The organism is Flavobacterium rhamnosiphilum (assembly GCF_004349195.1).
GTDB lineage: Bacteria > Bacteroidota > Bacteroidia > Flavobacteriales > Flavobacteriaceae > Flavobacterium > Flavobacterium rhamnosiphilum.
Genome location: NZ_SMLG01000002.1, coordinates 63,614 through 84,079 on the forward strand (window position 1 = coordinate 63,614; position 20,466 = coordinate 84,079).

Genomic DNA, 20,466 nt, shown 5'->3' on the forward strand with positions numbered 1-20,466 from the left:
AGTCGAAATCTTTAAATAATTTAAATTTTTAAATTTAAAAAATGTATATCAACAATCCAAACATAAAACTTCCTGAAGATCCAAATACTGTTGTTTGGAAATACCTTGACTTATCTAAATTTCTTGATTTGTTGTTGTCACAAAAGCTGTTTATGTCTCGATCGGATAAATTTGAAGATCAATATGAAGGTACCTTTAGCGAACCAACTTTTGAAGAAATAAAAAAACTTTCCATTGACAATCCTGACTTTTTAAATTTTTACAAAACCCATCGGGAAAAAGTAGCCATTAGCAGTTGGCATATCAATGAATATGAATCATTTGCCATGTGGCAGATTTTCACGCAAAACAGTGAAGGTTTAGCGATTCAATCCACAATTGGCAGATTACAGGAATCGCTTGGTCCTGAAACAAATTTCAATCAATATATTGGAGAAGTAAATTACATCGATTACAAAAAAGAACACATTCCGTTTGACGATATGTTTTTCCCTTTTTTGTTCAAGCGAAAAAGTTTTCAATATGAACGTGAAGTTCGTATCATTTCAGACATTGGCGAAAGCGATATAAAAATCAATGAGGGACTGAAAATCAATGTAGATATCAATCAGTTGATTGAAAAAATATACATTCATCCTAAATCCGAAAACTGGTATAAAAACCTGGTCATTCAATTAGTGAAACAACTGGGATTTGATTTCACCATAGAAAAATCAGACTTGGAAAGTGATATTTTGATTTAAAATTATCGCTTCTAAACTGGCTCGTAACCAACTATTTTCCATTCCTTTTTTGACAAATCGATATAGTAGTAATTCACCACATCTTTCTTATCGAATTCTCCATTTTTATTGGTATCCTCAACGGTTCTGTAGTACAACCGATTTCTAGATTCTATCAATTTCCAATCTATTAATTCCTGTAAATTATACGATATCTTAGTGAATTTTTTACCGTTAATTTCGCTTAAATACAATGCTTTAATATCACTTGTATCTAATTTTCCGTCTTTGTTTGTATCCATATCGACCATCGTGTACACCATAATCTGATTATTGGTTTTATCAGCAACCGACTTCAAATATGTGGCTGTTTGAATCAAAACAGGTTTATCAGTCAATTTTCTGATGGAATCTGAATCTACTTTTTGAAATTTTATATTTTGCAAAAAACCGGTAATTTCAAATTCTCCATAATTAGAAATGGTAAAACTCAAATCATTGACGCTGGAAGAACCATATCGCGATTTTATCCCTTTCTCACGAATACTTAAATCAGCCACAGGATGAATCAAATAATCCGTTCCTTCCATTTGAAGCGGCAAATCGGCAATTTGTATTTGAGTTGAATCAGCTTTGGCTAGTTCTTTTCCTTTATTAGATCCATTATAAGTTACTTTTGGCTTTTCGATTTCCTCTTTACAACTCGTTAAAAGCAAAATTGCGATTCCTAATATTATGATATGTAGTTTTTTCATGTTGTTGTACTATTAAAATTCAAATGTAATCATTTTTAAAAATGGTAATGGCATTCCGCAAACGATTTGTGAGATAGAAATGGTTTAAACCTTAAAAAACGTTCCTATATCATCCCGCCGGCTTTTAGCTGGTGGGGATTTCTATTTAATTCAATTTCGGTTTTTCATCCAAGCCAAATATACGAAAAGAAGTTTCAGTTTTGCCCTAGCTTAAAACCGCAATCAATGGCTGGCAAATTATTCTTGTTGTATCCATTCATATTTTCCGTCTTTCAGATAGATTATTCCACCTCCACAACTTTCTTCAGCGTGCATAAATATTCCATCATTTATAAGTTTTATTTTGTCAACATCTTTTATCTCTTCTTCGGATAATAATTCCCCATCCTCATTAACATTATTCCAATAGATTTCATTTTTTGTGGCTTTTTCAAATATTCCTGCCCAATCAATTTCGTCAAAACCTTGTTCTAAGATATTATTTCCCATTCCTAAATAATCTGTTCTTTTTCCATTCCCAAAGATTATTCTTAGACCACTTTTTGCGTTTTTTGTACTTCTTACGATTTCAATATTTTCATTTATTCCATCACCATCTAAATCACAAATTATTTTATTCACTTTATGTTTTTTTGAAATCACAATTGTGTCACTATTTTTAATCTCTTTATCTTTTAATATTTGTGTTGTGTCAGTTTTATGATTTTCAACGTTTAGATTTTCTTTTTTAAGTTCTTTTTTACATGAGACGAAAATCACTGTTATGATTATTAAGATTCTAATTTTCATATGTTTATTTTTTGGAGTTACTTGCCGCTAACTTTTCTATTACAACTTCGCAGTCAATTTCAAATTAAAAACTCTAGTGGTCATGTAATTAGGAATCGCATATTGATTTTTAGAATACACATCCCGAACCCAAGTATTCGTAATGGCATTTTGATTGTCGAAAAGATTAAAAATCTCTAATCCTATCGCCAATTCTTTAAAGTTTTTGAACCAACCCGTATTATTCTCTTTTTTTGTAGTGTTATCTATAAAAACTTTAGAGAAACCAACATCCACACGGCGGTAATCATTCAATCGATTTTGGTACAAATAAGGATCAGCATAGGATGGCGAACCTCCCGGCAATCCAGTATTGTAAACCAAATTCAAGTACAATTTTATACTTGGAATATTAGGCATGTAATCTTGGAACAAAAGCCCAAATTTTAATCTTTGATCTGTAGGTCTGGCAATATATCCTTTATCATTACTGTTCTCTTCTGTTTTCAAATAACCAAAACTAAACCACGATTCGGTTCCGGGTACAAATTCCCCATTCAAGCGAACATCTAATCCTTGTGCATACGCTGTTGCATTATTGTTGGCTGCATAACGAATGCGAACATTGTCAATCGTATACGTATTTACATCTGTCAGCGATTTATAATACAACTCCGAAACCAACTTGAAAGGACGATCCCACATTTTGAAACTATAATCATTTCCAAAAACAAAATGAACAGATTGTTGCGCCTTGGTATTGAGTTGCACCATTCCATCCGCATCTCTTAATTCCCTGTAAAATGGCGGCTGATGGTATAATCCTCCCGAAAGTCTAAAAACCATATCTTTCTCCCAATCTGGTTTTATGGCAAATTGTGCTCTTGGACTAAACGTGATTTGAGATTTTTCTGTTATAGTAGAGCCTGTAACTTCCCAATTGTGCATACGCAAGCCGGCATTATACCAAACTTTACTCGTACCAATATTTGATTTTAAACTCCATTGACCATACCCTGAAAATCTATTGATGGAGTTAAAATTAGTCGCTCGGATATTTTGATACGGAACAAGCGGTCCGGTATAAGGCGAATGCGGCTGGTCATTTTTAGGCAAATCAATAATTGGTGGATTCAATGAAAAACCAGCCGAATCAATTACCTCCCACTCTATTATTCTGTCACGAATGGATTCTCGCGTATATTTTATTCCCCATTCAAATTGGTTTTCTTTCCAATCGTGGAATCCTTTTATCTCTGTATTTACAATTAAGGCATCCAAATCATTTCTGGCATGACTCAGCTGAGAACCAATTCCTCTTGTAAAAGCGACTTCTCCAAAGGTTTCTGATCCAATACTGGAATCCACTTCGCCTAAACGGTATTGGGCGAAAATATCAAAATATTCTTGTTCTAAAGTATGAAAAACAGAACCAATAAATTTCAAAGTAAAGTTATCCGAAACATTGAAAGTTGTTTTTAAAGCTCCAAAATATGTATCGTACTTATCCTTTTCCTGACCTTCATAAAAAACAGTAAGTGTCATAGGATTATCTATCGTTCCAAAATTAGTCTGTCTGGTTAATGGCTGATATTGGTATTTATTTTGAGAAATATTCCCAAGAAAACTCCATTGCCATTTTGCAGAAGCCTGATAATTTATATTGGTTTGAATATCCGCAAAGGATGGCGTAAAGTTCGTTTGAGTTTCTTGACTTTTTACTAAAAGGCTGTTGTTGCGGTATCGAACTCCCGTAACCGCAGACCATTTTTTATTCTTGGAAACGGCATCAACGGAAAGGCTTCCGCCAAGAAAACTAGCTTCAAGGCTTGCGCCAAATTTAACCGGTTTTCTGTAGGTAATATCTAATACAGACGATAATTTATCCCCAAATTTAGCTTGAAAGCCTCCTGCCGAGAAATCAACATTCTGAATTAAATCCGTATTGGTAAAACTCAACCCTTCTTGTTGTCCCGACCGAATAAGAAACGGACGATAAACTTCAATTTCATTCACATAAACCAAATTCTCGTCATAATTTCCACCGCGTACGGCGTATTGCGTACTCAATTCATTATTAGAATTTACTCCCGGTAAGGTTTTTAAAATGTTTTCGATACCTGCATTTGCTCCTGGGATTTTTCGGATCATTTCAGGCTCAATTGTTGCAACACCCTGAATCAGTTTTCGGTTATTGGATGTCACAATCACCTCACCCATTTGTTCTTCCTGATCACTCATCACTGGGTTAAACTCCTTTTGTTCGTTGGAATCCAAAGAAAAAATTATCGTTATTTTTTTTAACGAGACATGCGTAAAAACTAACGTTACTTTTTGGTTCGCGGGAACTTTTATATCGTAAAATCCATTTTTATTGGATTGAGTGCCAATACTGGAATAAGAAACATTTACGTTTTCTACCGGTTGATTGTTTTTGTCTAAAATGACTCCTTTTATTCTAGCCGTTTGGGCCAATAAAGGTAGGCTTATGAAGCAAAAAAAGAAAACAAAAATTAATTTATTAGTGTTCAAATGATTTGGTTTTTATTTTTTTTGGCTTCTAAAAAAACGAGTTTCAAAGGTAGTTGAATTTCCTACATTATCAATCACCACAACTTTTAAATCATTGGCACCATCAGCAACAATTCCATCACTGAAATAATGAATTAGTTTTCTGGTTTTATTATCATATTCGAATAATACCCATTTTCCATTTAAATAGCCGTTGTATGATTTTATACCTGACACGTCATCGTAAATAGAAAGCTGAATTGTTTTTTGATCGCTGATCCATTTCCCTTCTACGGGAACGGCCATGCTTATTTTTGGTGCAATAGTATCTGCAACTAAAGCATATTTTCCTAAAATTTTAACCTTTGTATTGAAAACGCTGTCTTTTCTATAGGTTGGATTGTAATTTATTTTTCTTCCTTCGATTCTGCCAATGAACATTTTTTCTCTTTGCGCTTCAGTAGATTTTGTGTCTTCAATTGAAACCGTAAAATTAGTGTGAGCAGGAACAGTATCGTCGTGTAAAAATAACGTGTCATTTTTCACCTCAAAATTCAGATCAAAATCTTCGTAAAAAGTTCCTGCAGGAAAGAAAACCGACATATTTGCTAAGGCAAAATTGCTGTCTTTATTGGCTTTCACAAAATAATTCGATTGCACTGGCTCAGGACTGATTATTGTAGTCAATAAATCATATTGAACAGGAATGGCTATTGTTTTTTTATTTCCAAAGAAATCCGAAACTTCAATGCGATACAGCGATGCTAAATTCGGAGTTACTTGTAGCACTCCTTTATTTTCATCGGCTTGGATGATACTCAAATTATAAGGGTTTTTCATGAATAATTTCTGAACCCGTTGTTGCATTTTCTTATATCTCGAATAATCGATTAGCGCATTGATATAACGCATGTCGTCAAATGAATACGTATTGAATTCATATCCGAAGTTTGGTTTCCCATTATAAAAAGACTGTACTTTATACACTCCGTTATTATTGAACGAAACATCATCAGTGTCATAAGCCGAAATTCCAAAACCTATCATACCATTTGCAACTACTTTATCTGACAAATAGGTTCCGTCTTTTTGCAATGAAACATTCAGTAATAAAGGTCGTTTCGAATGATTGACCGTAGTTTTCGAATCTAAAGGATACACATAAACTCCAGAAACAACAGGTTTCTTAGTGTCTTTTAAAAATTTATTGTACCCAAAAAGCAACGGATTGATTATAAACTCTGTTTTGGAATCCCGAAATTCAAAATGCAAATGCGGTCCTTCTGACGCTCCGGTGTTTCCAGAAAAAGCAATGATTTCTCCTTTTTTCACCACCATTTCATCTGGCTTCAAAAATATTTCAATTTCAAATGATTGCTCTTTATAATGCGTTTTCTTGATATAGTTTTCTATTTCACCATTGGCCACTTTTAAATGCCCATAAACAGATGTATATACATTAGGATGAGTGATGTAGATTGTTTTTCCGTTTCCAAAAGTAGATATCTTTATTCTTGACACATAACCATCGGCCACTGCGTACACTTTAAATCCTTCTTTTTGTTGCGTTCTTAAGTCAAAACCGGCATGAAAATGATTGGGTCTCAACTCTCCAAAATTACCGGATAATTGCATCGGAATATCTAATGGTGAACTAAAATAATCTTTTGGATAATCAACTTGTGCAAAAACAGAAGTGCAAAAAAATAAAAAAAACACAGAAAATCTCATCGTTTACATTTTTGCTAAGATAAAAAAAGTATTCAAAACAGCACTAAAAAAAATAGTCCGTAACCATTTGTAAAACTGATATTTAATTAATTTAATGCAAAAAAAATAATAAAATATTGCAAAATTAAAAAGGAATACTAACTTTGTATGATTATGTAATGAATAAGATATATAATGAGTGCAATTGCAGAAATTATTGATACTCTTGAAAATAAGATTGAAAAACTTTTCACAAAAATGAAAGGTTTGGAGAAAAATAATCAAGATTTGAAAAACGAATTAACAAAAACTGCATCCATAATACAAACTCAATCACAAGAGATTGAAGCGCTAAAAACGCAGTATGAAACACTCAAAGTAGCAAATACATTACTAGGCAGTGACGATAATAAAAGAGATACGAAGCTTAAAATAAATTCATTAATTCGCGAAATTGATTACTGTATAGCACAGCTATCAGATTAATAAAAGATATGGACGAAAAGCTTAAAATTAAAATATCAATCGCAGACAGAGTCTACCCGTTAACGGTTGATTTCTCTCAGGAAGAAGGCCTTAGAAGCGCTTCGAAAAAAATTGATAAGATGATCAAGCAATTTGAAGAAAATTACGCGGTTCGTGACAAGCAAGATGTATTGGCAATGTGTGCTTTACAATTTGCTTCACAAACGGAACAAAAACAAATTGATAATGCCATAGATGGAGAAGCAACCATCGAAAGAATTAAAAAAATCAATTCGATTTTAGATCAATATCTCGACAAATAAACGTTCTTTACAAAAACTAAGATACTGCCTACATTAGTTCATATTTGGTAAACTCAACACTAACAATTTAGAATGAGCAAATCATCGTTACTATAGCAAGCCGTTTAAGTACGGAAGCTTGAACAACGAGTTAGCTCAAAACTTGTCTTTCCGAGTTTATACAAGCAACCTAATGTAGGCTTTTTTTATATATAAATTTTAACAAACATGGACATATTAACGATTATTATTTCAGGAATTATAGGTATTGCGGGAGGTTTTGGTATTGCCAAACTGATAGAAAAAAGCAATATTTCAAACTTAATTAAAAACGCAAAAAAAGAAGCATCATCCATTTTGAAAGATGCTAATCTGGAAGCTGAAAACATAAAGAAAGATAAAATTCTTCAAGCAAAAGAGAAATTTATTGAATTAAAATCAGAACACGAACAAGTTATTTTATCCCGTGATAAAAAAGTTGCCGAAATAGAAAAAAGAGTTCGCGATAAAGAATCTCAAATTTCTAATGAATTATCAAAAGCTAAAAAAGTAAATGATGATTTTGAATCTAAAACTTTAGAATACACCACTAAAATTGAAAACCTAGATAAGAAACAAGCTGAAGTTGACAAACTACATAAAAGTCAATTGCAACAATTGGAAGTTATCTCTGGTTTATCTGCTGAAGAAGCTAAAGATCAATTGGTAGAAGGACTGAAAGCGGAAGCAAAAAGCAAAGCAATGTCTCATATTCAAGATACTATTGAAGAGGCAAAATTGACGGCACAGCAAGAAGCGAAAAAAATAATCATCAATACCATTCAAAGAGTTGGTACGGAAGAAGCAGTAGAAAACTGTGTTTCGGTATTCAACATTGAATCTGATGACGTAAAAGGAAGAATCATTGGTCGTGAAGGTAGAAATATCCGTGCGCTGGAAGCTGCAACTGGAGTTGAAATCATTGTAGATGATACGCCGGAAGCTATTATCCTTTCTTGTTTTGATCCTGTACGTAGAGAAATTGCACGTTTGGCATTACACAAATTAGTAACTGACGGAAGAATTCACCCGGCTCGTATTGAAGAAGTAGTTGCAAAAACTGCTAAACAAATTGACGATGAAATTATAGAAGTTGGTAAACGTACCGTTATCGATTTAGGAATTCACGGATTACACCCTGAATTGATTAAAGTGGTAGGACGTATGAAATACCGTTCTTCTTACGGACAGAATTTATTGCAACACTCCCGTGAAGTTTCTAAGCTTTGTGGAATCATGGCTGCTGAACTTGGTCTAAACGTAAAACTCGCTAAAAGAGCCGGTTTATTACACGATATTGGTAAAGTTCCAGATGCCGAAAGTGATTTACCACACGCATTATTAGGAATGCAATGGGCGGAGAAATACGGCGAAAAAGAAGAGGTTTGTAACGCTATTGGAGCACACCACGATGAGATAGAGATGAAATCATTATTATCGCCAATTATTCAGGTTTGTGATGCTATTTCAGGTGCAAGACCAGGAGCGAGAAGACAAGTATTGGATTCTTATATTCAACGTCTAAAAGATCTTGAAGAAGTCGCGTACGGATTCAGCGGTGTGAAAAACGCTTATGCAATTCAAGCGGGAAGAGAACTTCGTGTAATTGTGGAGAGCGAAAAAGTTTCTGATGAAAATGCGGCTAACTTATCTTTTGATATTTCCCAAAAAATCCAAACGGAGATGACGTATCCTGGACAAGTTAAAGTAACTGTAATTCGTGAAACAAGAGCCGTGAATATTGCTAAATAATTTATTGAATTACATATATAAAAAAACTTCTCATCACTGAGAAGTTTTTTTTTTGCATTATATAGAAAGTAGAATATCTTTAAAATATGCTTTCTATTATCGAAATTAGCTAATTAATCATTCAAGCTATCGTTAAAAACGATCTTAAAAGTAGTTCCTACTCCTACTTCACTTTCAACCGAAACAGTCCCTTTCATCGATTCTATTTGATTCTTTGTAATGTGCAATCCTAATCCTCTGGCTTCTTCATGCTTGTGAAATGTTTTGTACATCCCAAAAAGAGAATCCCCATATTTTTTCAAATCGATACCTAATCCATTATCTGAAATCGACAACGTTTTTTTTCCATTTTCCAATGAGAAAGAATATCTTATCTCAATGGTTTTATTAGGATTCGAGTATTTTATGGCATTTGTTGTAAAATTCAACAAAACACTTTCTAAATAAGCCGGATTAAAATCCACAAAAGCTCCATCAGGAATCTCATTTATAATGGTAACTTGATTTTTATTTTTTAAATTCTTGATCAAATCCAAAGTCTTATTTAAATATAAATTCAAGTTCAATGATTTAATCGGAATGTTCGAATTACTTTGTATTAACACCAATTGGGTCAAATTTGCTATTGTCTCGTTTAAATCATTCGAAACAGTGCGCAAATGGACCAACATTTCTTTGTTGCTCTCTAAATTATCATCGGCATCTATAATATCTAAAAGTGATTTAATATTACCTGCTTGTGTATTTAGATTATGCGATACAATATGTGAAAAATTCAATAGTCGGCTATTTTGCTGACTATACAATTCCATTGTTTTTATTAACTCCAGTTCTTTTTCTTTTTGGGAAGAAATATCAGTGTGCGTTCCTATAACCCTTAATGGTTTCCCATCTGCGTCACGCTCAATTACTTTTCCTCTATCTAAAATCCATTTGTATTTTCCGCTTGACGTTAAAACACGGTGGTAATTTTCATAAAAAGGTATTTTATTCTCAAAATGATCATGGATTTCAGAATAATATTTTTCTAAATCATCAGGGTGCACAATTTCATCCCAACGTTCCGGATTATCAAAAATATCCAAAGATTCCTGCTCTAGGATTTTCATCGATTGTGAGGAATAGAAAACTTTGTTGGTCGTTAAATCCCAATCCCAGACTCCTGCTGTAGAGGCCTCCAAAGCAAATTTAAAACGCTCTTCAGAAATTTTAAGTTTGATTTCCTGTTCTTTTAAGTCCGTTACATCTGAAATTCTTCCATAAAAAGCAATATTCCCATCAGGATATAATTCTGGTTTTGATGAAACTTTAAGCCAACGCAATCCCTTTTCAGGTAATAAAACCCGAAACTCAAAATCCCATCTTGTAATGTTTCGTTTTGCGTTTACCAATGATTGAAAAAACGACAATCGATCCGCCTCAAATATCCTGTCATAGACAAGGAATTTGTCACTGTCAAAAAAATGATCCGAAGACAACTCAAAAAAATCGTTTACCGATTTACTCACTAATGGGAATAAATAGGTATTGTCAGGAGCAATCACAAATTCAAAAATTAAATCTGGAATCTCATTAAATAATTTATTGTAAAAATCATTTACCTCTTGGCAATTTTCGTTTTGGGGAAAATCAAAAACCATAACTACTTTTTATATCATTTGAATATGCCAACAATTTAGATTATATTTTTTATTAAACCGTCAAATTAACAATAAAATCGCACCAATTTAATAAGAAGTTAAGCTGAATCTTTAGAAATTTTATTTTAGATTCGATCCGTAAACCTTTTCTTTCCTAAATAGCGCTGAATTAGCAATTATAAAACAAAATATTATTTTCTGGGATGGAAGGAATTTAGAACTTGCGTCAGAAACTTTCGGTCAAGATGCACGTATATTTCTGTTGTCGTTATCGATTCATGACCAAGCATCAACTGTATGGAACGTAAATCAGCACCATTTTCTAAAAGATGTGTTGCAAAAGAATGGCGTAAAGTATGCGGACTAATGGTTTTATTCAAATCTATTTTGACTGCCAAGTTTTTAATTATAGTAAAAATCATAGCTCTGGTTAACTGTTTTCCTCTTCTGTTTAAAAAGAGCGTATCTTCAAAACCTTTTTGAACAGTACTATGCGTCCGAATAGTATTCCTGTAGATTTGAATGTATTTCTGTGTCAAATCACTTATGGGCACAAAACGCTGCTTATTTCCTTTACCCGTTATTTTGACAAAGCCTTCCTCAAAGAATAAATCGGAAATTTTTAGGGAAACTAATTCTGAAACCCGCAATCCACAACCATAAAGGGTTTCAAGCATGGCGCGATTGCGTTCCCCTTCATTAGATCTTAATTCGATCGCCGCAATAAGATTGTCAATTTCATCGACCGTTAACGTATCTGGAAGTTTCCTGCCTGTTTTGGGCGTTTCAATGAGTTCTAATGGATTGTTTAATCGGTAATCTTCAAATATCAAATAGCCAAAAAAACTTTTAAGGCCTGATATAATTCTGGCTTGTGAACGTGGATTGACTTCCTTTGAAACACTGTAAATAAATTGTTGCAGTGTTTCTTCCTCTATCTGTATCGGCGAAACTTCTATTCCATTTTCTATAAGAAAAAGACACAGACGTTCTATATCGAAAGAATAGTTTTCGATAGTATTTTTTGACAAACCCCGTTCGATTCTCAAATAAGACTGATAACTTTTGATGTATGAACTCCAATTCATGTTTACAAAGAAAAGCATTTTTTAGGCATAAAAAACCACGCCTCTGGCGTGGTTTATAAGAACTATAAAAGAAATGGACTATTTTCCCCATTTTCCTCCACCAACATAAAAACCAAGATGAATTCCTAAATAAGAATTTGAAATAGTTCCTAAATCCGCTCCATTAATATCTTGCAAGGTAGATTTTGGTACAAGATTGTATTCCAATCCCATTCTAAATTTACCCCATTCGAATCCTCCTCTTAACAATCCTCCCATTTTTCCATTCGCATCTAATGCTATTTCATCATTATTATCTCCATTGTTAATCTCAACATTTGCTATAGAATAATATCCTGCACCACCTCCCAAATAAGGGACAAAAGATTTTCCAGATTTATTAAAATAATAATCGTAAGTCCCCACGTAAGAGCCATTAGCTGAAACTTTAGCACTCTCTGTATCTCCTTCACTTTTAATATCTCGAACCATAGCAGCAGCACCAATGCGTAAGCCGACATTCATATTGTCTTTGATGTTGTATTTAGGCTCAATAGAGAATAATATTCCTCCTCCCCCATTTGAAGGAATTGTATAACCTAAATCTAAACCAACTCTAAATCCACCCTCCGTTTGAGAATAACCATTGGCAAAAGCAAATACAGCCGCAGCCGTCAAAATAATTTTTTTCATGTTTTTTTGTTTGTTTTAATTAACGCATCAAATGTAACTAACATCTTATTAAAACATATGATTTTTTATTAAATAATTAAAATAAATCTTACATATCAATAATTCATTTTTTTATTTCAAACACACTAACATCTTGATAAATAATAAATTAAAACCACCCTGTATCACTAAATTTAGTGATACACAGCGCTAAAAAAACATATTGTTTTAACACGTACATACTTATATTTAAAGCATAAAAAAGCATTTTTATATCTAATGTTCTATTGTCATAAAGCAAAAAAAAATATTTTATTTCAAGACTATCGCAATCTAATTCCACATAAAGATGTTCTTGTCCAAACAAAAAAATAAACCTAACAAACGGTTAAAATACAAAGCATAAAAACCAAAAAACCTCCCAAATTGGGAGGCTCTTAGAATTTATTATTTTTATGAAATATTAGAATTTGTAGTTAAACCCTAAATTGATTGAAGAAAGTGTTCCATTATTAGAAATTCCTTTGTATCCTGCATAAACTTCAAATTTTTCAGTTTGATAACCAAACTTTGGTTGGTATAAGAAACCGCCGTCTCCATCGCCGCTACCAGCATAAATTGCATACCCTAAATCAGCTCCTAAAAATAAATCATCAGAAATTGAATACTGCCCTGTAGCAGCTAATGGTATAAATCCAGCGTTAGGAACTTCGAAACTTCCAACACCAGAACCAATTGTTTTACCTAAATAAGTAGTATACCCTGTTGTAACACCCGCACTAAATTTATCTGCAACATTCCAAACGTAAGCTACATCAGCACCCAAATTCACAGAATAAGAATCTTTAAAGTCCCCCATTGGCAAACCAACGTGTGCTCCTAATTTAAAATTTCCTTCTTGCGCATTAGCAAATCCAAAAGCAAATACAGCCGCAGCCGATAAAATAATTTTTTTCATGTTGTTTTGTTTTAATTGTTAATTCAAATAAAAGTACAACAATTATATCGGCATAAAATTCTTACTAACGCAAGTTATAAACAGAATTACTAACAGTCTATTCCTATAGTTTTTATCATCCAAAAATTATCGATTTTGTTACAAATTGAGTAAAATTTACCATAAAAAAGCCTCCCAAATTAGGAGGCTTAGAAATATTATATGTAATAAAAAAATTAGAAATGCAAGGCGAAACCAATTAACCCTTGAAAGGCATTATCTGCTTTGTTTTCATCAAGAGTTGCGTTATAACGAATCGCAGGCTCGATTGAAACAGTATCACTAACAAACCAAGCATAACCACCTTGAAAACCAATCCAGTTGGCATTATCCCCATCACCAGAAGTTCCTGTAAAATCAATTCCAACTGGAAACTGACTTGCGATGTAATATTTAACCCCTATTTTGTAATTAAAAGGAGTGTAATCAAAACCATTATCTGAGTAACCAAGACCTGCTTTTATAGCTAAATCTTTTATAACAAAATATCCCCCTTCTATACCAACTGACCAAGCAGTGTCACTGCCATCAACAGAAAGTAAAGAGAACGAAGTATTTCCGGTAGTCCATGAACCAGTGTTAGCTTCAATCAGCCATTTCCCTTCTGAGGTTTGACCACCATTGTTGTCCATTTTTTTGTCTTGAGCATTTGCAAATCCAAATGTGAATACTGCAGCTGCCGTTAAAATAATTTTTTTCATGATATATCATTTAAAATTTATATCCCCAAAGTTAAAAAATCATCTATAGAATCACTTATTAATCAATGAAACTCGTTGAAAATCAAATTAATCCGATTAAAAACAATAAAAACTAACATTTAAATAGCTGATTTAAAGCTATTTACGGTATTTTCAACTGATTTAGCCTAAAAAAACAGACTTAATCAGCTGCTTAAAACAGCATGAACTTGATTTTAAAAGGAAGTGAATATTATAAGTAAAAAATATAAAATTATAATATTTCTATACTTTAAGAGTTTTATCTTGCAGGTTCAAATTAAGAACAATAATTAAAAACAATATTATGAAAAAGACAATTTTAGTTACCGTTTTACTGCTCGCTATTTCAAGTACTATGCAAGCTCAATTAGTTAAATTTGGAATTAAAGCTGGTTTAAACTACGCCAATCAAACTGGTAGTGATATTACGATAAACGGCTCCAATTATAATAAGGATGCCATTACCAGTTACCACGCTGGTTTAGTAGCCGAGATTAAGTTAACCGATGGTTTTTCTGTTCAGCCTGAATTATTGTATTCTACTCAAGGAGCAAGCTATGAAAATGCAGGAGAAGAATTTAAAAATGAATTGGGTTACTTATCTATTCCGGTTTTGGCAAAATTTCATTTGAATAAAACAGTTAGTTTAGATCTTGGACCGCAAGCTTCTTTTTTATTGAGCGAAAGAAAGAATGCTAATATCAAAGATCCCGAAACTTTTGAATTTGGATTGGCTGGAGGCTTAGGTCTTAATATTACTAAAAACTTTTTTCTACAAGGTCGTTATGTATTAGGACTAACTGAAGCTTCAAAAGATGCCGAAGTTAAGAACTCTGTTGTTCAAGTATCAGCTGGATTTACGTTCTAAATTACAATAAAAAATTAAATTTATCAAAACCGTTCCTTAAATTGGAACGGTTTTTTTATTTTTACAAAAACAGAACTATGAAAATCATCATCATCAACGGACCAAATCTTAATCTTTTAGGCAAACGTGAGCCCGAGGTTTATGGTAGTCAAACTTTTGAAGAGTATTTTACCTCTTTACAAATAAAATATATGGCCCTGGAATTGACCTATTTCCAAAGCAACATCGAAGGAGAATTAATCGATAAAATTCAGGAATTTGGCTTTTCATACGATGGTATTATTCTAAATGCCGGTGCCTATACCCATACTTCCATTGGCATTGGCGATGCTATAAAAGCCATTACAACTCCTGTTGTTGAAGTGCATATTTCGAATACGTTTTCGCGTGAAAGTTTCAGACACCAATCATATATTTCTGGAAATGCAAAAGGAGTTATTCTAGGTTTTGGTTTAAAAAGTTATGAATTGGCCATACAATCTTTCTTGTAGCTCCCCAAATAAAATAAAAATATTCCTATAAATGTTTAACAAATAATTAATACCCTCTTTTTAAAGTTCTTATATTTTTGCGAAAGAAAAAACTTTCATGAAAAAATACTACCTACTCCTGATTTCTTTGGTATCACTTACCAACCATGCACAAATAAAAGGAACCGTTTCGGATGAAAAAGGGAATCCCCTGCCTTTTGTAACCGTTTTTCAAGAGGAAACCTATAATGGAACTACCTCAAATGAGGTTGGAAAATATGAGTTAAACCTAAAAAAATCGGAAAAGCAAACAGTCGTATTTCAATTTTTAGGTTTTAAAACGCAAAGAATAACAATTCAGAAGGATAAGTTGCCGTATTCATTTGACGTTAAAATGATTGAAGAAAGTTATTCTTTGAATGAAGTTGTAATCAACACCAAAATCAATCCTGCACTTGCTATCATAAAAAACGCAATTGCCAGTAAAAAAGAAAATACCGAAAAAACAGCTCGTTTTAACGCCGATTTTTATTCCAGAGGTATTTTCAAACTAAAAAATGCCCCTAAAAAAATATTTGGTCAAAAAATTGGTGATATGAATGGCTCTTTGGATTCTACAGGAACCGGGATTATTTCATTGTCTGAAACTTTTTCTAAGATTACTTTTGAAAAACCCAATAATTTAAAAGAAGTCGTAACCGCCTCTAAAGTAAGCGGAAGAGACAATGGCTACAGTTATAATACTGCCAGATCGTCTTTTTATGATTTCTATGACAATACGATTGACTTTGGGGTTAATATGATTTCTCCAATTGCCAATAATGCGTTCAATTATTACAAATACAAACTGGAAAGTACTTTTTATGATGCCAATAATCAAATGATCAATAAAATAAAAGTTACTGCAAAACGTGACAGCGAACCTGTTTTTGAAGGTTATATTTATATTGTTGAAGATTCTTGGGCCATATATGCCGTTGACTTGGATATAAAAGGATACCGAATGAAAGAGGAATTTGTTGATGTCATGACTTTAAAACAAAACTTCAGCTATAATAAAAACAATAAAATTTGGGCTAAAAACACCCAAAGTCTTGATATTTCAGCCGGAGCCTTTGGAATAAAATTCAATGGAAAATATACCTATGTGTATAGTAATTATGAATTTGTGAACTCTTTTGCTAAAAAGACTTTTACAAATGAAATTACAAGTGTCGAAATAAATTCAAATAAAAAAGATTCTGTTTTTTGGAATAGCAACAGACCCATTCCTTTAACCATAGAAGAAAGTGGTGATTACATTCGAAAAGATAGTATTTACAAGGTTCGAAATTCTAAAAAATATTTAGATTCTATTGATGCTAAAGGGAATAAATTCAAACTGCTAAAAATCCTAACAGGTTACACTTATAAAAATAGTACAGAAAAACACTCCTTTAGTTATGAAGGCTTATTAAATCTGGGTTCTTTAAGTTTCAATACCGTTCAAGGATATAATTTTGATTCTGGATTTAGATACACCAACTGGAAAAATCAGGAAAAAAAAGGAATATACACTTCCATCAGTACTAAACTCAATTACGGTTTTGCTGAAGATCGTTTGCGTGTAACAGGACAATTTATCCATCGGTTCAACAATCAGAATTACGCCACTTTATACTTGACAGGAGGTAGTTCCGTCAAGCAATTTAATCCCAATGAACCCATCAGTAAAGTTATAAACACGATAAGTTCATTGGCTTTCAAGAACAATTTCATGAAGTTGTATAATCTGGAATCGGCAGCAATTGGGTACAGCCAGGATATTGCAAATGGAGTAAACCTGAATGGAAAGATAGAATACCAGCAACGCAAACCATTATTCAACAACACTGATTTCTCTTTGTTTAGCAAGGACGATTTATACACTTCTAATAATCCGCTGGCACCTGATGACTTTATTACTCCTGCTTTTGAAAAGCATCATTTGATGAAAGCTACTCTAAATGCAAAAATAAATTTTGGAAACAAGTATTCCTCGCGTCCCGATGGGAAATTTAACATCCGAAATGAAAAATATCCGACTCTTTATTTAGGATATGAAAAAGGGTTTGCTGCCAATGAAAAAAAATATGAATTTGACCACGTAAATGCACGATTAACCTATGATTTAAAATTGGAAAACAAAGGAACTATAGGAATGAATTTAAAAGCTGGTAAATTTTTGAATGCAGAAAATATCTCCTTTGTAGATTACAAACATTTCAATGGAAATCAAACACATATAGGCCAGTCAGAACGCTATTTGAATGTTTTCAACTTATTGCCTTATTATTCCAACAGTACAAATAACCGTTATTTTGAGGCACATGGAGAATACAATGACGAAGGATATATTATGAATAAAATTCCGCTGTTGAATAAATTAAAATCAACTCTAATACTGGGGGCTCATACACTTTCTACACCAAATGTTAAGCCCTACACAGAATTTACGGTTGGTTTAGATAATTTAGGCTTTGGAAAATTTAAGATGCTACGTGTCGATTATGTGCGTTCCTACCAAAATGGTTTCCAAGGCGACGGAGTAGTTTTTGGACTTAAATTTTTAGATATTTTAGAGTAAAACAACAACGACAAATAGTTTAACAACAAGAAAAAAGGCACGAGAAATAATCTTCTCGTGCCTTTTTTAGTTTTATAAATTTCAAAAATTTAAATTATGAAATTAATTCGGTTCCACATGAATCAGAACGTGGCCCAATTCCGGGATTTTCTCTCGTAAGGTATCTTTCAGTTTATGTGCTAAGTCATGTCCTTCTTTTACTGTAATATTCGAATCCACAATTGCATGTAAATCTACGTGATATTGCATTCCTGCTTTTCGAATAAAACATTTTTCCGTATCTATGATTCCGTCTACTTGAAGTGAAACTATTCTAATTTGTTCAATTAAATCATCGTATAAATGTTCATCCATTATTTCCCCCAAAGCAGGTCTGAATATTTGATAACTATTATAAAGAATGAATCCTGAAGCAAAAAGTGCTGCCCAATCATCGGCTGATTCGTATCCATTACCTAAAATCAAAGCAATTGAAATCCCAAGAAATGCTGCCACAGATGTTATCGCATCGCTGCGATGGTGCCAGGCATCAGCTCTCAGTGAGGAACTATTGGTTTGAATACTCCTTTTCATCACTAATCGAAAAGAATACTCTTTCCAAATGATTATTGCCCCAAGAACGATTAATGTCCATGGTTTTGGCAATTGATGGGGTGTGCCAATATTGATGACACTTTCATAAGCAATAATGGTGGCAGAAGTGATTAAAAAACCTACAACCAAAAAAGTGATTAATGGTTCAGCTCTTCCATGTCCATAAGGATGATTTTTATCCGCTGGTTTATTGGAATATTTAATTCCAAATAAGACCAAAAATGAAGCAAAAATATCAGTGGTAGATTCAATGGCATCCGCTATTAAAGCATACGAATTCCCGAAAAATCCCGCCAATCCTTTTATAATTGCCAGACATGTATTTCCAACAATACTAAAATAAGTAGCCTTTATCGCTGTTTGTTCGATTGACATGATCTTTTTCTAAAATTAATTAAAATTAAAAACGTTTAAGTAAACCATATTGAATGCTTAGATTCAAATCCTATTTGGTTTACTTAAACGATATTTTATAATTATTTATTTGATTTACGCGCGTACAATATTGGCTCCAATGGCTCTCAATCGTTCGTCAATGCGCTCGTACCCTCTGTCTATTTGTTCAATATTCTGAATGGTACTCGTTCCTTTTGCCGAAAGCGCTGCAATCAATAATGAGATTCCCGCACGAATATCCGGAGAAGACATTGTAGTGGCTTTCAATTGTGATTTGAAATCGTGTCCCATCACAACTGCACGGTGCGGATCACACAACATGATTTTAGCTCCCATATCGATTAATTTATCCACAAAGAACAATCTGCTTTCAAACATTTTTTGGTGAATCAATACATCGCCTCTTGCTTGAGTGGCAACTACAAGAACAATACTCAATAAATCAGGAGTAAACCCAGGCCAAGGAGCATCGGCAATTGTTAGAATAGAACCATCAATATCTGTTTTTACTTCATACCCATCTACATGAGCAGGAATGTATATATCGTCTCCTTTACGTTCCAGGGTAATTCCAAGTTTTCTAAAAGTATTAGGTATAACGCCTAGGTTATCCCAACTCACATCTTTTATCGTAATCTCCGATTTTGTCATTGCAGCAAGACCAATCCAACTTCCTATTTCGATCATATCAGGAAGAATTCTATGCTCACAACCACCTAAACTTTCAACACCTTCGATAGTCAATAAGTTAGATCCAACACCTGTTATTTTAGCTCCCATGGAGTTTAACATCTTACACAATTGTTGTAAATAAGGTTCACAAGCAGCGTTATAAACTGTTGTTCTTCCTTTGGCCAAAACGGCAGCCATAACAATATTAGCGGTTCCGGTTACGGATGCTTCGTCCAATAACATATCGGCACCTTTCAATCCTTTAGGCGCTTCTACACCATAAAAATGATCTTCTCTGTTGTAACGAAATTTTGCTCCAAGATTTATAAATCCTTCAAAGTGAGTATCCAATCTTCTGCGTCCAATTTTATCACCACCTGGTTTTGGAATATATCCTTTTCCAAATCGTGCCAAAAGTGGTCCAACAATCATAATAGATCCACGAAGAGAACCGCCTTCTTTCTTGAATGCTTCGGTTTCTAAATACGCTATATTCACTTCGTCAGCTTGAAAAGTATAAGAGCCAGATCCTGTCTTTTGGATTTTAACTCCTAAATTTCCTAAAAGCGTAATTAGTTTGTTGATGTCAATAATATCAGGAATATTATTAATAATCACTTTTTCAGGCGTTAAAAGAACAGCACATAAAATTTGTAATGCTTCATTTTTTGCCCCTTGTGGCGTGATTTCTCCTTTTAGACTAATGCCTCCTTCTATTTTGAAAATTCCCATTTTTTTT

18 protein-coding genes are annotated in these 20,466 nt (G+C 33.2%); 7 read left to right on the forward strand and 11 right to left on the reverse strand.

What is annotated here, in order from left to right:
* Positions 1-41: 41 nt before the first annotated feature.
* Positions 42-743: a DUF2971 domain-containing protein gene (locus E0I26_RS03930; RefSeq protein WP_131915200.1), complete on the forward strand. Its 702-nt coding sequence runs from the start codon at positions 42-44 to the stop codon at positions 741-743.
* 11 nt (positions 744-754) lie between these two features.
* On the opposite strand, the gene E0I26_RS03935 is transcribed toward E0I26_RS03930, so the two are convergent.
* The 4 genes from E0I26_RS03935 to E0I26_RS03950 form a co-directional block, all read right to left on the reverse strand.
* Positions 755-1,477 carry a hypothetical protein gene (locus E0I26_RS03935; protein WP_131915201.1) on the reverse strand — a complete coding sequence of 241 codons (723 nt, stop codon included), beginning with the start codon at positions 1,475-1,477 and terminating at the stop codon, positions 755-757.
* 237 nt (positions 1,478-1,714) lie between these two features.
* Entirely contained in the window at positions 1,715-2,266 is a 552-nt protein-coding gene (locus tag E0I26_RS03940) for a hypothetical protein (protein ID WP_131915202.1), read from the reverse strand.
* A 39-nt stretch (positions 2,267-2,305) separates the two neighbouring features.
* Complete coding sequence (locus E0I26_RS03945; protein ID WP_131915203.1) at positions 2,306-4,777, reverse strand: TonB-dependent receptor; 2,472 nt, start codon at positions 4,775-4,777, stop codon at positions 2,306-2,308.
* A gap of 12 nt (positions 4,778-4,789) precedes the next feature.
* Positions 4,790-6,487 carry a M23 family metallopeptidase gene (locus E0I26_RS03950; RefSeq protein ID WP_131915204.1) on the reverse strand — a complete coding sequence of 566 codons (1,698 nt, stop codon included), beginning with the start codon at positions 6,485-6,487 and terminating at the stop codon, positions 4,790-4,792.
* Between the two features lie 174 nt (positions 6,488-6,661).
* Between E0I26_RS03950 and E0I26_RS03955 the strand changes: the two genes are divergently transcribed.
* The 3 genes from E0I26_RS03955 to rny all read left to right on the forward strand — a co-directional run bounded on the left by E0I26_RS03955 (position 6,662) and on the right by rny (position 9,024).
* Positions 6,662-6,952, forward strand: coding sequence for a hypothetical protein (locus E0I26_RS03955; RefSeq protein WP_131915205.1), 291 nt, complete (start codon positions 6,662-6,664; stop codon positions 6,950-6,952).
* Between the two features lie 8 nt (positions 6,953-6,960).
* Positions 6,961-7,254 carry a cell division protein ZapA gene (locus E0I26_RS03960; protein WP_131915206.1) on the forward strand — a complete coding sequence of 98 codons (294 nt, stop codon included), beginning with the start codon at positions 6,961-6,963 and terminating at the stop codon, positions 7,252-7,254.
* A 207-nt stretch (positions 7,255-7,461) separates the two neighbouring features.
* Entirely contained in the window at positions 7,462-9,024 is a 1,563-nt protein-coding gene (rny, locus tag E0I26_RS03970) for a ribonuclease Y (RefSeq protein WP_131915207.1), read from the forward strand.
* A gap of 113 nt (positions 9,025-9,137) precedes the next feature.
* On the opposite strand, the gene E0I26_RS03975 is transcribed toward rny, so the two are convergent.
* From E0I26_RS03975 to E0I26_RS03995, 5 genes are all read right to left on the reverse strand, one after another.
* Positions 9,138-10,664 carry a PAS domain-containing sensor histidine kinase gene (locus E0I26_RS03975; RefSeq protein WP_131915208.1) on the reverse strand — a complete coding sequence of 509 codons (1,527 nt, stop codon included), beginning with the start codon at positions 10,662-10,664 and terminating at the stop codon, positions 9,138-9,140.
* Between the two features lie 191 nt (positions 10,665-10,855).
* Entirely contained in the window at positions 10,856-11,752 is an 897-nt protein-coding gene (gene xerD, locus E0I26_RS03980; protein ID WP_131915405.1) for a site-specific tyrosine recombinase XerD, read from the reverse strand.
* Between the two features lie 78 nt (positions 11,753-11,830).
* Positions 11,831-12,424: an outer membrane beta-barrel protein gene (locus E0I26_RS03985; protein ID WP_131915209.1), complete on the reverse strand. Its 594-nt coding sequence runs from the start codon at positions 12,422-12,424 to the stop codon at positions 11,831-11,833.
* A 442-nt stretch (positions 12,425-12,866) separates the two neighbouring features.
* Entirely contained in the window at positions 12,867-13,361 is a 495-nt protein-coding gene (locus E0I26_RS03990; RefSeq protein ID WP_131915210.1) for a hypothetical protein, read from the reverse strand.
* A 215-nt stretch (positions 13,362-13,576) separates the two neighbouring features.
* On the reverse strand, positions 13,577-14,101 hold the full coding sequence (locus tag E0I26_RS03995) for a hypothetical protein (protein WP_131915211.1): 525 nt from the start codon (positions 14,099-14,101) through the stop codon (positions 13,577-13,579).
* A 325-nt stretch (positions 14,102-14,426) separates the two neighbouring features.
* Here E0I26_RS03995 and E0I26_RS04000 point away from each other — a divergent pair, with 325 nt between their 5' ends.
* From E0I26_RS04000 to E0I26_RS04010, 3 genes are all read left to right on the forward strand, one after another.
* Positions 14,427-14,990: a porin family protein gene (locus E0I26_RS04000; protein ID WP_131915212.1), complete on the forward strand. Its 564-nt coding sequence runs from the start codon at positions 14,427-14,429 to the stop codon at positions 14,988-14,990.
* 77 nt (positions 14,991-15,067) lie between these two features.
* Complete coding sequence (gene aroQ, locus E0I26_RS04005) at positions 15,068-15,481, forward strand: type II 3-dehydroquinate dehydratase (protein WP_131915213.1); 414 nt, start codon at positions 15,068-15,070, stop codon at positions 15,479-15,481.
* Between the two features lie 97 nt (positions 15,482-15,578).
* On the forward strand, positions 15,579-18,065 hold the full coding sequence (locus E0I26_RS04010; protein WP_131915214.1) for a DUF5686 and carboxypeptidase regulatory-like domain-containing protein: 2,487 nt from the start codon (positions 15,579-15,581) through the stop codon (positions 18,063-18,065).
* Positions 18,066-18,167: 102 nt separating this feature from the next.
* On the opposite strand, the gene E0I26_RS04015 is transcribed toward E0I26_RS04010, so the two are convergent.
* The gene (locus E0I26_RS04015) at positions 18,168-19,034 is read right to left on the reverse strand and encodes a cation diffusion facilitator family transporter (RefSeq protein ID WP_131915215.1); all 867 of its coding nucleotides are present in this window, start codon (positions 19,032-19,034) and stop codon (positions 18,168-18,170) included.
* A 114-nt stretch (positions 19,035-19,148) separates the two neighbouring features.
* On the reverse strand, positions 19,149-20,459 hold the full coding sequence (gene murA / locus E0I26_RS04020) for a UDP-N-acetylglucosamine 1-carboxyvinyltransferase (RefSeq protein ID WP_131915216.1): 1,311 nt from the start codon (positions 20,457-20,459) through the stop codon (positions 19,149-19,151).
* Positions 20,460-20,466 lie beyond the last annotated feature (7 nt).